We start from the raw sequence: 13,824 nt of genomic DNA, 5'->3' as shown, positions 1-13,824 counted from the left end.
AAGGCTCGCAGACTCGCCAACGGCTGGCGCAAGCAAGCAAAGCTTGCTAACGGCTACCGCCGGCGCGGGCGCCAGCTAACGCTGTCGCCAGAGCGGTTTAGCTAATTTCATTAGCAAACCGCTCTATTCTTCGCGCAAGGTCCGGGCCATCAGGCTTTTGACCACCTCGCGCGCGGGCCGGCCCTGGTAAAGAATCTGATGCACCGCGGCGGTGAGCGGCGCGTCCACGTTCAGGCGGGCCGCCAGCTCATGCACGGCGGCCGTGGTCTTGACCCCTTCGGCCACCATGCCCAGGCTGCCGGTTATCTCCTCCAGCCGCTCGCCGCGCCCCAGGCGCAAGCCCACCTGCCGGTTGCGCGAAAGATCCCCGGTGCAGGTCAAGGTGAGATCTCCCAGCCCGGAAAGGCCCATGAAGGTGCGCTCCCGAGCGCCGCAGGCCACGCCCAGGCGGCTCATTTCCGCAAGGCCGCGGGTGATCAGCGCGGCCCGGCTGTTGTGGCCGAGGTTCAGGCCGTCGCTGACCCCCGCGGCAATGGCCATGACGTTTTTAAGCGCTCCGCCCATTTCCACGCCGATCACATCCGTGCTGGAATAGCAGCGAAAGGTCGCGCCGGAGAAAATTTCCCGCAGGCTGCGCCCCAGGCTTTCCTCGCGCGCGGCCAGCACCACGGCCGTGGGCAGGCCCTGCAAGACCTCGGCCGCGAAAGAAGGCCCTGAAAGCACGGCATATCTGGGGTGGAGCCCGGCCAGAGCCTCGGCCGCAACAGTGCTGCAAGGGGCCAGGCTGCCGGTTTCCAGGCCCTTGGCCGCGTTGACCAGCACCAGGCCCGGCCGGAAATGCGCCTTGTGCGCCAGGAGCCAGGAGCGCAACTGCTGGCTCGGCACTGCCAGCACCAGCAGATCGCGCTCCAGCACGGCCGGATCTGTAGAGGCCCTGAGGCCCGGGGCCAGGGCAAAGCCGGGGAGATAACGGGGGTTCTCATGCCGGGTGTTCACAGCATGGGCCACAGCCGCGTCGCGCAGCCAGAGAGTGACCTGATGCCCCCGCGCGGCCAGCAGATGCGCCAGCGCGGTGCCCCAGCTGCCGCCTCCGGCCACGCTGATGGGCGTTGTCATGGGTAGGGGGTCAGGCATGGCGCAACTCAGAATCCCAGGCTTGATTCCGGGCCGGGCCAGTCGGGCAGCACTGCGCCGCTCTTGGCCATCCGGGCGTTTTTTTTATTGAAACGCACCAGAAACATGCCGCTGAAACGCTGTTTTTTATAGACTTCGACGCGATACAGGGTGCCGCCGCGATCCACGGAAAAACGCGGCATGAAGTCTTTCAGACGCAGCGTCGTGCCGCTTTCGTCGCGGCGGCCGCCGTCATAGCCGATGGCATTGACCCTGAAATCCTCCCGCGGGTGGATGCGTACGCTCTCCTCCACGCCGAGCACGCGGCCGAAAGGCACATCTTCCTCGCGTCCGTCCACAGTGACGCGCACAGCGTCCAGGCTTTGATCCACCTCGCGCCAGTCCGGCTTGATCAGGGTGATGGTGCGGTTGCCGTAATGGATGCAGAGTTCCCCGTCCCGGCCTTGCGGGCAGGGCAGCACAGCCATGATCGGCTTGCTTGTCACGGCCTTGGCCGGGCTGTCCTTGGGCAGGGGCAGGTAGTTGATGGCCGGGCGCACATCCTCCAGGGGCAGAAAAATCCGATTCTCCGCAAAAGACACGCCCAGATTGTCCCGCAGCGCCGCGCGCACGCCTTCAGGCGTCAGCGCGAAGTCGCGTTTGAAGCGCACCCCGGCCTGACGCAGAAATGCTTCGATCATGTTCAGGTGGTAATAGGCGCGCAGCTCTACGGGAAATTCCTTGCTGGCCTCCAGGCCGAAGGCCGCCTTTCCGTGGCGCACTGCGTAGTAGGAAAGGCTTTTTTCCATTTCCTTGTCCCCGGCGGCGGTGTTGGTATTGTGCACATGCAGAATATGCCGGGGTTTGAGCAGCGCGCGGTTGACCTCTTCTGTCACCTGCGCGGCCTCGCGGGCCAGCGCCCCCATGAAGACGCCGGGTTCCAGCGTCTCCTGGTCGATGATCACCGACTGCCCCCAGCGGGCCGGATTGCAGAGGTAATTCTCGTACTTGCTGCGGTAGTAGCCGCTGCCGTCGTGCAGATTGAGCACCAGGGCCACTTCCGGGCAGCGGATCAGCTCCTGGATGCGGCGCACGGTGGGAAATTCCGGGTCAGTCTCGTCCAGGCGGGCGAATTTGCGGTTCATGTCGCCGTGCAGGCCGCGCGAGCGCCTGATGATGCTCGGAAAATTGAGATTGGGCACCACCCAGACCGCGCCGCTTTCGATTTCATAGCGGGTGGCCAGGAGGGTAGCCGCGGAAAAGCCCCCGGGCTCGTCGCCCTGGATGCCGCCCACCACCAGCACGGCACGCGAAGCATTTCCCAGCCGGATGGTGGTGAAGTCCAGGGGAAAAACAGCGGAATCAAACGCCCGCGCGCTCGCGCTGCCGGTAAGCCAGAGGCAGACAAACAGAGTCAGAACGCCGCCCGCGCGGGTGAGGCGCGCAAACTGCCGGGAAAAAACCGGCACTGCCTGGGCAGGGCCGGAGGAGTTGCCTGCGTGTGCCTTCACTGCCTGTTTCCTGATTTTAGTGCAGAAGACGATACGCTCTTTGCGGCGCAGGCGCAAGAACGGCTTGCCCTGCGCCGCAAAGGCGGGCGCAAGTACACACGCCGCGCAAAGCCGCAACCGGGGAGGGGAAACAGGGCCGCGTCGTCACGCGTTTTATTCGGGATCAAAGCCGATATCGCGGATGGCCCGCTTGAGCGCATCCTGATCAACGGGGCCGGATTCCTCATAGCGCAGCTCCTTGGCTGCCAGATCCACCTCAGGCCTGCTCACGCCTGAAACCTTGCCCGCAGCTTCCTCCACCGCAGCCTTGCAGTGGCCGCACTGCATCCCATTGACTTTTAAAATTTTCATAGTAGTCTCCAAGTAATTTGGTTTTCATTTTCAGGGCATTCATTTTACGCGTATTTCTTTGAAAAAACAAGCCGGAGGCTTGTCATGAGCGAACAGAGCGATAAAGGGGGCAAAATCCGCCCCTTGCGTTTCGACATTGGCGGTATGCACTGCGCGGCCTGCTCCTCGCGCATAGAGCGCGTGGTGGGGCAGATGCAGGGCGTGGAAAAAGTCGCTGTCAATCTGGCCACAGCCAAGGCGCAGGTCTGGGCCAGGCCCGGCGACGAGGAGCTTGTGCGCCGGGAAGTCATGGAGCGTGTGGCGAAGCTGGGTTTTTCCGCGGTTCCCGCGGCCGATGACGACGCTTCCGCCCAATTTGCGGCCGCCAGGGCCAAGGGCCTGGAGGATCGGCGGCAGCGCCTGGGCCGTCTCTGGCCCATGCTCGGCTTTTCCGCGCCGCTGCTGGTCATTTCCATGGGGCATATGCTGGGCCTGTCCCTGCCGGCCTGGCTGGAGCCGCATGCCTCGCCCCGGGCCTTCATGCTCGCGCAACTGCTCCTGACCCTGCCGGTGGTCTGGCTGGGCCGCCATTTTTATCTTGAGGGCGTGTCGGCCCTGCTGCACAAGGCCCCGAACATGGACAGCCTGGTGGCTGTGGGCACGGGCGCGGCCTTTCTCTACAGTCTCGGCAATACGGTTCTGGGCGTTCTGGGGCAGGAGCCGGTCATGCGGGCCATGAATCTTTATTATGAATCCTGCGCCGTGCTGCTGACCATGATCGAGTTCGGGCAGTTTCTGGAAGCCACGGCCCGCCGCAAAGCGGGCGATGCCATGGGCGCGCTGCTGAGCCTCACGCCGGATACGGCTCTGCGCCTGGACGCGGCGGATGACGCCCTGCCGCCGGCGGAAGTGCCGGTGGACGCCGTGCGCGCCGGAGATCGCCTCCTGCTCAGGCCCGGCAGCCGGGTGCCGGTGGACGGCGTGGTGCTCAGCGGCAGGAGCGCCGTTGATCTTTCCCTGCTCACCGGCGAATCCATCCCCGTGGCCGTGGGCCCGGGCGATACGCTGGTGGCGGGCAGCGTCAACGGGGAAGGCTCGCTGACCATGCGCGCCGAGCAGGTCGGCCAGAACACGCGCCTGGCCCGCATCATCCGGCTGGTGCGCGAGGCCCAGGGCAGCAAGGCCCCCATAGCCCGGCTGGCCGACCGGGTGAGTTATTATTTCGTGCCCGCAGTGATGCTCTTCGCGTTGCTGGCGGCCGCGGCCTGGCTGGTTTTCAGCGCCGAGCCGATCACCACTCCCCTGTCCGTCTTTGTGGCCGTGCTGGTCATGGCCTGCCCCTGCGCCATGGGCCTGGCAACGCCCATGTCGATCATGGTGGGCACGGGCCGGGGGGCGCAATTGGGCGTGTTGATCAAAAACGGCGCGGCCCTGGAGCAGGCCGGGCAGATCACGGCTCTGGCCGTGGACAAGACCGGCACCCTGACCACGGGCAAGCCCGTGCTGACCGGCATTACGCTGCTGGCTGCCGACGGTTCGGCCACAACCCGGGCCGTGGACGGCCTGGACGGTAACGATCTGCTGACGCTGGCCGCGGCGCTGGAAGCGCGTTCCGAGCATCCGCTGGCTCTGGCCCTGATCAATGCCGCACGCGAGCGCGGCTGCCCGCCCTGCCCGGTGGATGACGTGCGCGTCTCGCCGGGTCTGGGTATTGCCGGGAAGGTGCGCTTTGAGGAGCAAGAGTATGTGGTGGCCGTGGGCAACCGGGCTTTTCTGCGCGAGCGCGGCCTGAGCGTGCCCGAGGCGGCGGGGGCGCAGTTGGCGGCTCTGGCCGAAGCCGGGCAAACCCCGCTTTTGCTGGCCGTGGGCACGGGCGTAAACGTCCGTCTGGCGGGCATTCTGGCTCTGGCTGACGCGTTGCGGCCCGAGTCGGCCGCTGTGGTGGCCAGCCTGCATGAAATGGGCGTGCGCGTGGTCATGCTCACCGGCGACAATGAGCGCACGGCCCGCGCCGTGGCCGCCCGCGCCGGCGTGGATGAGGTGGCCGCCGGGCTGCTGCCCGCGGAAAAGGCCGACTATATACGCCGCCTGCAGGCCCAGGGCCTGGTGGTGGGCATGGTGGGCGACGGCATCAACGACGCGCCCGCTCTGGCGCTGGCCAATGTGGGCATGGCCGTGGGCACGGGCGTGGACGTCAGCGCCGAGGCCGGGGACATTGTGCTGATGCGCGGCGGCATGGAAGCCGTGCTCACGGCCCTGGCGCTTTCGCGGGCCACCATGCGCAATATCCGCGAGAATCTGGCTTGGGCCTTTGGCTACAATATGCTGGGCCTGCCCGTGGCCGCCGGGCTTTTGCACCTCTTCGGCGGGCCCATGCTTTCGCCCATGCTGGCGGGCACGGCCATGGCCCTGTCCTCGGTTTCTGTGGTCACCAATGCCCTGCGCCTGCGCTTTTTCAGGATCAGGCCCCGGAGCGCTTAGCGCGTTTAGCCAGAGCATTTTTTGATTGAAAATGGATATTTTTAATCAAAAAATGCTCTGGCTGATTTCATTGGCAAAACGCTCTAAAGGGCTACAATTTCGCCGTCATCCGGGATGGAGAGTCTCTTCTCCAACCCATTGGCAGCAGCAAATTTTTTCAAATCATCGCGGCTGACACGGGCATGATTCACCGCATCCATATGGGTTGCAATGAGTACGGCATCAGGAGCGGCCTGCGCCACTTCCCTTACTCCGTCAACTCCCATAAGAATGGGTGTGCCGTCGTACATTTGGGCGTTGGCCGCGTTGAGAGCAATGATTCCCGGGCGGAATTTTTCGATAGCCCGCCGCACGCCGTCATACCAAAGCGTATCGCCCGCCGCATAAAAAACTTTTTCTCCCGGCGCGCGGAAGACGACGCCGCAGGCTTCAGCGGGAAGGCCGAATTTCTGGTAATAATAGGCCGCTGTGACACCGTCCCCATGCAGGGCGTCTGTCCGGTAAAGAGTCACGTCGCCGAATCTGACGCCCGTGTCCGTCAGTGCCGTCACGTTGGTAAAGCCCAGGCTGCGCATATCCCCGGCTTCCTTTTCGGATTGAACAAACATCGGCATGGTTTTGGGCAAAGCGTTGGCGGCATGGTCATCAAAATGGTCGAAATGGTGCATATGGGTGACAATCACCGCGTCCACCGCAATGATCTCGCTGACAGGAAGAGGCAGCTCCACTAAAGGATTGGGGAAGTTATTATACGGGGAAGGCACGGGAGAGCAGCTTCCCTTGGGCGCCAGAAAGGGGTCAAGCAAAAATTTTTTGTTGCTGAACGTGATACAGCTCGTAGCGCCACGAATCTGTTGAAACAGCATCCTGCTCTCCTTTTTTCGCAAGAATTTATGACTCTTGGAAACATCTCCTGTAAAGATGTTTCCAAGAGTATATATCAGAAAACAGAATTATTTCCACTGTGCATTTCAAAGCTGCCAATACGGAGCAAGAATGCGTTTGACCTCTGCAATGGCCGCGTTCTGATCCGGCGAGAGGAAGTTCCGCACGATAAGCCCTTCGACCAGGTCAGGGACTTCCGTCTTTTCGCCGCTCATGGCCTCAAGCACCTTCAGGATGCAGAAGGACATGTAATTGCCCTTGCCGCCTTCCAGCACGGCCACAAGGCGACCATCCGCATGGCGATCGGCGATGTTTCGGACGATTCCGGCAAGTTTGCCGTAGCCGGTCGCGGTCAACTGCTGGCGGCACAGGGGATCGAAGATATTGGACGCGAATCCGGCGATAAGAACGACGAGCTCGGGCCGGTATTGATCCGCAATGGGCATGATAATCTCTTCAAAGGCCTTTGCATAGGCCGCGTCTCCGGCGCCGGAAGGCATGGGAATGACCACATTATAGCCCCGCCCCGCGCCTTCGCCGATATGGTCGGCGTTTTTGTCCGCAGCGCTGTTTTCGGCCAGGGCCCCGCTTTGATGCGTCTCGGCGTACAAAACTTCATCCGTGCCGTACCATGCCTGCTCAATGCCGTTTTTATAATGATTGTCAAAGTCAATGAGCATGATCCGCTTCAGGCCGTACTTTTCCCGCGCGCGGTTGATGAGGATATTGAAGTTGTTGACCACGCAGAAACCGAAGCCCTGTTCGCGTTCCGCATGGGCTCCCGGAGGGCGCTGAAGGCAGAAAGCGTTATCCACATGGCGCGCCATGACTTCATCCAGCGCCGCGAGATCGCCGCCCACAGCCTGGGCAATGACATCCAGCCCCCCATGCCCTATCTGGCACATTTCGCCGACGATACCGCCGTCCCCTTCGCTCAGGCGCTTCAGTTTTTCAATATACGCGGCAGAATGGAAGCCCGTAAGTTCCTCGAGAGTCGCAGGGCGGGGGGCGATCTTCGCGAGCTTGCCGAGAAGCCCGGATTTTTCAAGCAGCGCGTAGGCCTCCGTCACCCGTTCCGGCGTATCATAGTAGTCAGTGGTGCTGATCCAGGGAGAAGACTCCGCGGGGAGGCAGAGATAGCCCTCTCCGGCCTTGTAGTTTGCGAACGCTGCGGAATACATGAGGCCTGTTTTTCGTTTGGACATGTTTTTCTCCTTGCGGGTTGATTGTTCAGGATGCGGGGCAAAGCTACTTGCGCATGGCCCGCAGCCCGTTGGCCACCACCAGAAGCGCCGTGCCCACGTCGGCAAAGACGGCCATCCACATGGTCGCGTTGCCGGTAAAGGTCAGGGCGAAGAACAGGGCCTTGACGCCAAGCGCCAGGGTGATGTTCTGCACCAGAATGGCGTACGTTGATCTGGACAGGCGGATGAAGCGGGGAATTTTGCGCAGGTCGTCATCCATGAGCGCCACATCGGCGGTTTCAATGGCGGTATCGGCGCCGCCGCCCGCCATGGCGAAGCCGATCTGGGCTTTGGCCAGCGCGGGGGCATCGTTAATGCCGTCGCCCACCATGCCGACCTTTTCGCCATTCTGCTCAAGCTGCGCAACGACGGCGAGCTTGTCCTGCGGGAGCAGGCTGGCCTTGAAATCGTCCACGCCCACCTGCCGGGCGATGACTTCCGCCGTGTGCTCATTGTCCCCTGTCAGCATAACGGTTTTCACGCCGAGCTTTTTCAGTTCCCGCAGGGCTTCAATGCTGCTGTTTTTGACAGTATCGGCCACAGCGAGCAGGCATTGGACTCCGGCTTCGCTCATAAGGGCCACAACCGTTTTCCCTTGCTTTTCAAGCTTGAAAATCTGTTGTTCAAGCTCGTTGGAGCACTGTTTCAGCTCTTCAACCATTCTGTGATTGCCCATGAACCATTTTTGTCCGTCGATAACGCCGCTGACGCCCTGGCCGGGAATCGCCGCGAAAGCCTCCACCGGCTGCAAGCGGATGCCGGATTCCGCCGCGGCTTGAGCGACGGCCCTGGAGACGGGATGATCGGAACGGGCGGCAAGGCTGGCCGCCAGGGAAATGATGCGGCTTTCATCTTCCTTGCCAATGCGGACAAAGTCTGTCTGACGAGGTTTGCCGTGGGTAATGGTGCCGGTCTTGTCCAGTGCCAGACATGTGAGGAGTCTGCCCTGTTCGAGAAACATGCCGCCCTTGATCAGAATGCCGTAGCGGGTGGCCGCGGCCATGCCGCTGACGATGCTGACCGGGGTGGAAATGACCAGGGCGCAGGGGCAGCCGATAACAAGCACGACCAGCGCGGTGTAGATGGAATCCAGCCATGCGCCGCCGAGGAGCAGCGGGGGAATGACGGCGGCAAGGATCGAGATGAGGAAAACAACGGGAGTATAGTATTTGGCAAAGGCATCCACAAAGCGTTGCATGGGGGCGCGGCTTCCCTGCGCTTCTTCCACTGCATGGATGATGCGCGCAAGAGTGGAGTCCGTGGCCGCGGCGGTCACTTCAAATTCAAACGAACCGGATTCATTGATGGTTCCGGCATAAACGGGATTTCCAGCCTTCTTTTCCACCGGCATACTCTCGCCGGTAATGGGCGCCTGATTGACCATCGACATCCCGTTCACCACAAGGCCGTCAAGCGCGATCTTCTCGCCCGGCTTCACGCGCACGCGACTGCCCACCGCCACTTCGCGGATATCCATCTCCCGCCAGGTTCCATCCTCCTGCGCTACCGTGGCGGTATCAGGCGCAAGCGCGAGAAGGTCTTTGATGGCGTTCCGCGCCCTGTCCAGCGCCTTGGCCTCAATGGCTTCCGACAGATTGAACAGCACCATGACCATTGCCGCTTCAGGGAACTGGCCGATAAGAACGGCTCCCGTAACAGCGACGGACATGAGCGCGTTGATGTTCAGATTGAAGTTGGAGACGGCCAGCCAGCCCTTTTTGTAGGTTGTCAGCCCGCCCAGCGCGATGGCGATGACGGCAAAAAGCAAAGGCAGATATTCCAGTACGGGGTAGCTTCCCAGCGTCCATGCGGACATGTCGAGGCCGAAAGGCTTTGCTCCCCATTCATGGACGAGCTCAGCTCCTTCCGACAGGGCGGCGAATATCCCGGCGATGGCGAGCTTTTTCCAGGGAATTTTGGGGGCTGCAATGACGTTGCCTGCCCCGGACTGCGTATCAAGCAGTCTGGCATCCATATTCAGCGCAGCCAAAGCCGCGGATATGGCCGGAAGAGCCGAAGGCTCATGCCGCACTTGCAACGTGCGCTGCATCAGGTTGAAATCAAGGGCAAACACGCCCGGCATTCCGGCAAGTTTGCTTCGTATCAGCCTTTCCTCCACAGGACAGTCCATCCCGTTGACCGAAAAAACAGCCACTGCGCCCTTTTCTCCCGCAAGGGATTCCGGCTCCATGTCGATGGCCTTTAGCGCGGCTTCGATAGTCTCGGTTGAAGGAAGCTCGTGATCAACAATAAGCACTCTTTGCATAAGCCTGAAGTGAAGTCCGGTGATGCCGGGAACAGCAGCGAGTTTTTTTCTGATCAGCGCCTCCTCCATCGGACAATCCATGTTGGCGATGCGGTAAATGGCGCGTGTCGCTGACGCCTCGCCCAGCGCCGCTGCATCAATATCCTGCGGGGCCGCGTGCGCATGCCCGCAGCACTCGCCATGAGCATGTTCGTGGCTGCGGCAAGCATTCTCGTGTTCATGCTGAGCATGAGCGCAGCAGGCCGCGTGCTCATGCCCCTGATGGCTGGGGGCCTGCATGTCTGCGGCGTGTTTTTCATGGGTGCATTCTTCTGCATGCTTTTCTTTGCGTTGTTGCGCCTTTTCACAGATAAATCCGAGCGGGTGGTAATCCCCACAAGGACATAACACCAGCGTATCACCGCTCATACTGTTCCTCCGCAAGGGCGTTTTGACGAGATGCCCTTTGTTTGTTCTTGCTACAAGCAGACGATAGGATCTATAGTCCCTATAGAGTCAAGGGGAGGAATGAAAATTTCAAAAATTTTCCGGCTGCCCTTTCCGCACCAGGAATTTGGAGGTTATGTTTTCCGATGCCAGGCCGCGCCGAGGAGAGCGTATGAAAGTCAAGATTGGAGAGCTTGCCAGGATGACCGGATGCCAGGTCGTCACCATTCGCTATTATGAAAAAGAGGGGCTGTTGAAAGCCCCGGAGCGGACGGAGGGGAATTATCGTCTCTATGGAGACGATGCTATTGCACGCCTGCAATTTATTCTCCATTGCAGGCAACATGGGATGAATCTTTCTGAAATTCGCGACTTGCTTACCTTCAGTGATAATCCTACCGTCAGTTGTGATTGGATAAATACGCTTATCAAAAAGCATATTATGGATGTTGACAGGCAGATAAACGATCTCTTGCATCTGAAAGAGCATCTCAAATCTCTTTATCATAAATGCGATGGCGGTAAAAAGAGTGAATGCGGAATATTGAAAAGCCTGAATAATTTTGAAAATTGCACCTACTGTCAAAAGATGAAGCGTAAAAAATCATTACAGCAATAAGCGTAGAGAGTTCAGCTGATTTCATGAGCAAAACGCTCTCAAGAAAAACGCTCCCCGGCCTCCGGAACGGTTTCTTTTCGCTTGGGCTTGCGCAGTGGCTGTCCTTTCCCTCTTGCGCCTCGCTCTTCAGGAAAAACGCTTTCGCGCGCGGCGATGCCAAGGAAGGCGCTTCAGGCCCCGGCGGGCACGCTTTCTGCATAAGCCTTTGTGCCGGGATTCCGGCAAGGAGCTTGCGCCATGAAATTGACAATCACCCGCCATCATCTCCTCGGGATTGCCGCGACGGCTTTGCTGCTCTGTTGGGCGCTGCCCGCCCAGGCCGTGCGCATCAAGGATATCGCCACCTTTTCCGGAGTGCGCGACAACCAGCTCATCGGCTACGGATTGGTGGTGGGCCTGGCCGGAACCGGCGATAAAAAAGATTCGGTTTTCACCCTGAGCTCCATGAAGAACATGATGGATCGCATGGGCGTGGGCGTGGATTCCAGAGCGTTGAAGATCAAAAACGTGGCCTCGGTCATGGTCACGGCGCGTATGCCGGTTTCAGCCAAGCCCGGCAGCAGGCTCGACGTGACCGTCTCCTCGGTGGGCGACGCCACCTCGCTGCTGGGCGGCGTGCTTTTGCAGACCGCGCTCAAGGGCGTTGACGGCAAAACCTACAGCCTGGCTCAGGGACCGCTGACCGTAGGCGGCTTTTCGGTCACCGGCGCGGCGGCCAGAGTTGCAAAAAACATCAACACCGTGGGCCTGATTCCCGGCGGCGGCATTGTGGAGCGGGCCATACCCTTTGAATTCAATCAACAGGACAAGCTGACCCTGAACATGCGCAACGGGGATTTTTCCACTGCCCAACAGATTGCCGAGCGCCTCAACGCGGTCATGGGCGGCCCCTATGCCCGGGCTGTGGACAGCGGCACCGTGAGCATGGATATTCCGCCGCAGTATAAGAATAATCTGGTGCCCCTGATGGCCTCAGTGGAAAATCTGGAAGTGAACCCGGATACCCCGGCCAAGGTGGTGGTGGATGAAAAAACCGGCACCGTGGTGCTGGGCCGGGATGTGCGCATCACGCGCGCGGCCGTGGCGCACGGCAATCTGCAAATCACCGTGCAGGAAGGCGAGCAGGTTTCCCAGCCCGGTCCCTTTTCCCAGGGGCAGACCGTGGTCACGCCCCAGACCGACATCAACGTGCGCCAGGAAGATCGCCGCCTTGTCATGGTGGAGGGCGCAACCCTGCAGGAACTGGTAGACGGCCTGAACGCCATCGGCGCCACGCCGCGTGACCTGATTTCCATATTGCGCAGCCTGCAGGCGTCGGGATCGCTGCATGCGGCCCTGGAGGTGATTTAAGATGAGCACGCCCCTCACATCCGCCCGGATTTCGCCGGAAGCCGCGCAGAACGAGAATGCCCGCCGGGAGCTTCAAGGCCGCCTGGCCGGGCTCGGCGATCTCAATGGAAGGAAGCTCAGCCCCGAACAAAAGGCCAGGAAGCTGCGCGAGGCTTGCGAGGGCTTCGAGTCGGTTTTTATCCAGAAAATGTGGCAGGAAATGCGCAATACCCTGCCCAAGGGGGGATTGCTCCAAGGGCGCGAGGAGAAATTCTGGCAGGACATGTATGATCAGGAATTGTCCAAAAAAATGACAAGCGCCGGAGGCATTGGCCTGGCTGACATGATGTACGCCCAGCTTTCGCGCAATCTGGTCTCGGCCAGCCGGAGCGCGGCCGGGACCGGTCATGCGCCGGTTTTCACGCCCGGCGCGGCGCCGCTTCTGCCCGCAGCGACCGAAGACCCGGCCGGGATAGCGCAAAAAGCCCCGGATGTTTCCACGGCGTCGGCTGATCCGGACCCGGCAGCCGCGGTATACGAAGGCGTCGCGCCGCAGATCGGAGGGCTGGAAGCGGACCGGGCCGCAGGCGCGCCGCATGCCGACGCAACGGCGGCAAACATGGATACGGGCGACACGTCGTCTCCTCTTTCGCTCAATCCGCCGGAGGTGGAGCAGGCTTTGGCGGCTTTGCGCGCGCAACAGGCGCTGGCGGCTCCGGCCCAGGCGCATATTGAGGTTGTTCCTGCCGGTCAGGGCGCGCGGCGTCGGCATGAGCCGTCAGGTCTGGAGCTCGCCCGCATGGCCCGGCGCGAGGCGGGCACAAAGCTTGGCCCCGCTGGCGTGCGGCCGCCGCTGCAAAGCGCGCCGCGGCAGGCGCCCCCTGCATTCCAGGCCACGCAGGAAACGGCAAGCCTCGTGCCCGGCACAGGGGAGCACGCGGCAATGGTCGGGCCGGGAGCGCAGGCGGGCATCGGCACTGCGGCCGCCGTGCAGGCAGCCATGCAGCCGGGCGCCAGGTCCGCGCCGCAACCGGCTGCCGCGCTTTCCACCCAGCCCGTGGGCACAGTGAGCGCGTCCGGGCCGGGCTCAGCCCAGGCGCCGGCGCAGGCCGCCGCGCAGGCCGCTCAAGAGGCCCCGACCCCGCAGATCCGCAAGGTACGCTACACAACCAATATTCCTCCCAAGGGGCGGAATAGACGCAGTCAGGCCTTGATCCGCACCTTGAGCACGGACGCGGCCGGCACAGGCAAGCGCGCCGGCGCGGGCCTGGCCGCCTATCATGCGGCCCAGGCGCAGGCCGCGCCGATCGCAAGCCCGGCTGCGGCCCAAAGCCCGGGCGGGACTTCACAGGCTTCAGGGCAGGCCCCGATTCCGGGCGCTCCCGTACAGGATGCCCGGGCCATGCAGCCGCTTGCCGCGCCCGCCGCGGGCAACGGAAGCGGTCAGGCCGCGGGCAGTTATGTCATCCCGCCGCTGACAGCCGGGGATTTGCGCGGCTAGAGCGGTTTGCTGTTGAAATTATGCAATTTCAAAAGCGGCGCTGCGGCGCGTGGCGTGAGCGCGCTCCCTTTCGGAAAAGCGGCATGGATTTTGCTTTATTCTGGCAAAGTGGCAGTTTC

The 13,824-nt window shown here is 61.7% G+C and carries 10 protein-coding genes; 4 read left to right on the top strand and 6 right to left on the bottom strand.

Going from position 1 to position 13,824, the window contains the following annotated elements; all coding sequences use genetic code 11:
* Nucleotides 1-123: 123 nt before the first annotated feature.
* From G7Y52_RS02095 to G7Y52_RS02085, 3 genes are all read right to left on the bottom strand, one after another.
* Nucleotides 124-1,134 carry an NAD(P)H-dependent glycerol-3-phosphate dehydrogenase gene (locus tag G7Y52_RS02095; RefSeq protein WP_165065323.1) on the bottom strand — a complete coding sequence of 337 codons (1,011 nt, stop codon included), beginning with the start codon at nucleotides 1,132-1,134 and terminating at the stop codon, nucleotides 124-126.
* 8 nt (nucleotides 1,135-1,142) lie between these two features.
* On the bottom strand, nucleotides 1,143-2,624 hold the full coding sequence (locus G7Y52_RS02090; RefSeq protein ID WP_165065320.1) for a M14 family metallopeptidase: 1,482 nt from the start codon (nucleotides 2,622-2,624) through the stop codon (nucleotides 1,143-1,145).
* 153 nt (nucleotides 2,625-2,777) lie between these two features.
* Entirely contained in the window at nucleotides 2,778-2,975 is a 198-nt protein-coding gene (locus G7Y52_RS02085) for a heavy-metal-associated domain-containing protein (protein WP_165065317.1), read from the bottom strand.
* A gap of 84 nt (nucleotides 2,976-3,059) precedes the next feature.
* Here G7Y52_RS02085 and G7Y52_RS02080 point away from each other — a divergent pair, with 84 nt between their 5' ends.
* Nucleotides 3,060-5,435, top strand: a complete 2,376-nt coding sequence (locus G7Y52_RS02080; RefSeq protein WP_165065314.1) for a heavy metal translocating P-type ATPase — start codon at nucleotides 3,060-3,062, stop codon at nucleotides 5,433-5,435.
* Between the two features lie 83 nt (nucleotides 5,436-5,518).
* Here the strand turns inward: G7Y52_RS02080 and G7Y52_RS02075 are convergent, their stop codons facing one another.
* The 3 genes from G7Y52_RS02075 to G7Y52_RS02065 all read right to left on the bottom strand — a co-directional run bounded on the left by G7Y52_RS02075 (nucleotide 5,519) and on the right by G7Y52_RS02065 (nucleotide 9,911).
* On the bottom strand, nucleotides 5,519-6,301 hold the full coding sequence (locus tag G7Y52_RS02075) for an MBL fold metallo-hydrolase (protein WP_165065311.1): 783 nt from the start codon (nucleotides 6,299-6,301) through the stop codon (nucleotides 5,519-5,521).
* A 105-nt stretch (nucleotides 6,302-6,406) separates the two neighbouring features.
* Nucleotides 6,407-7,525, bottom strand: coding sequence for a class II histone deacetylase (locus G7Y52_RS02070; RefSeq protein WP_165065308.1), 1,119 nt, complete (start codon nucleotides 7,523-7,525; stop codon nucleotides 6,407-6,409).
* 43 nt (nucleotides 7,526-7,568) lie between these two features.
* Complete coding sequence (locus tag G7Y52_RS02065; RefSeq protein ID WP_241159565.1) at nucleotides 7,569-9,911, bottom strand: heavy metal translocating P-type ATPase; 2,343 nt, start codon at nucleotides 9,909-9,911, stop codon at nucleotides 7,569-7,571.
* A 517-nt stretch (nucleotides 9,912-10,428) separates the two neighbouring features.
* On the opposite strand from G7Y52_RS02065, the gene G7Y52_RS02060 reads away from it, so the two are divergent.
* From G7Y52_RS02060 to G7Y52_RS02050, 3 genes are all read left to right on the top strand, one after another.
* A complete protein-coding gene (locus G7Y52_RS02060; RefSeq protein WP_165065303.1) occupies nucleotides 10,429-10,875 on the top strand; it encodes a Cd(II)/Pb(II)-responsive transcriptional regulator in 447 nt (148 codons plus the stop codon).
* A 237-nt stretch (nucleotides 10,876-11,112) separates the two neighbouring features.
* Nucleotides 11,113-12,225 (top strand): flagellar basal body P-ring protein FlgI, encoded by a 1,113-nt coding sequence (locus G7Y52_RS02055; RefSeq protein WP_165065300.1) that lies wholly within the window; start codon nucleotides 11,113-11,115, stop codon nucleotides 12,223-12,225.
* Between the two features lies 1 nt (nucleotide 12,226).
* Complete coding sequence (locus tag G7Y52_RS02050) at nucleotides 12,227-13,705, top strand: rod-binding protein (RefSeq protein ID WP_165065297.1); 1,479 nt, start codon at nucleotides 12,227-12,229, stop codon at nucleotides 13,703-13,705.
* The last annotated feature ends 119 nt before the right edge of the window (nucleotides 13,706-13,824 follow it).

The sequence above is a fragment of the Desulfovibrio sp. ZJ200 genome, assembly GCF_011039095.1.
Taxonomy (GTDB): domain Bacteria; phylum Desulfobacterota; class Desulfovibrionia; order Desulfovibrionales; family Desulfovibrionaceae; genus Desulfovibrio.
The sequence above is the reverse complement of the archived record's forward strand: the minus strand, read 5'-3'. Positions and strand labels throughout refer to the sequence as shown.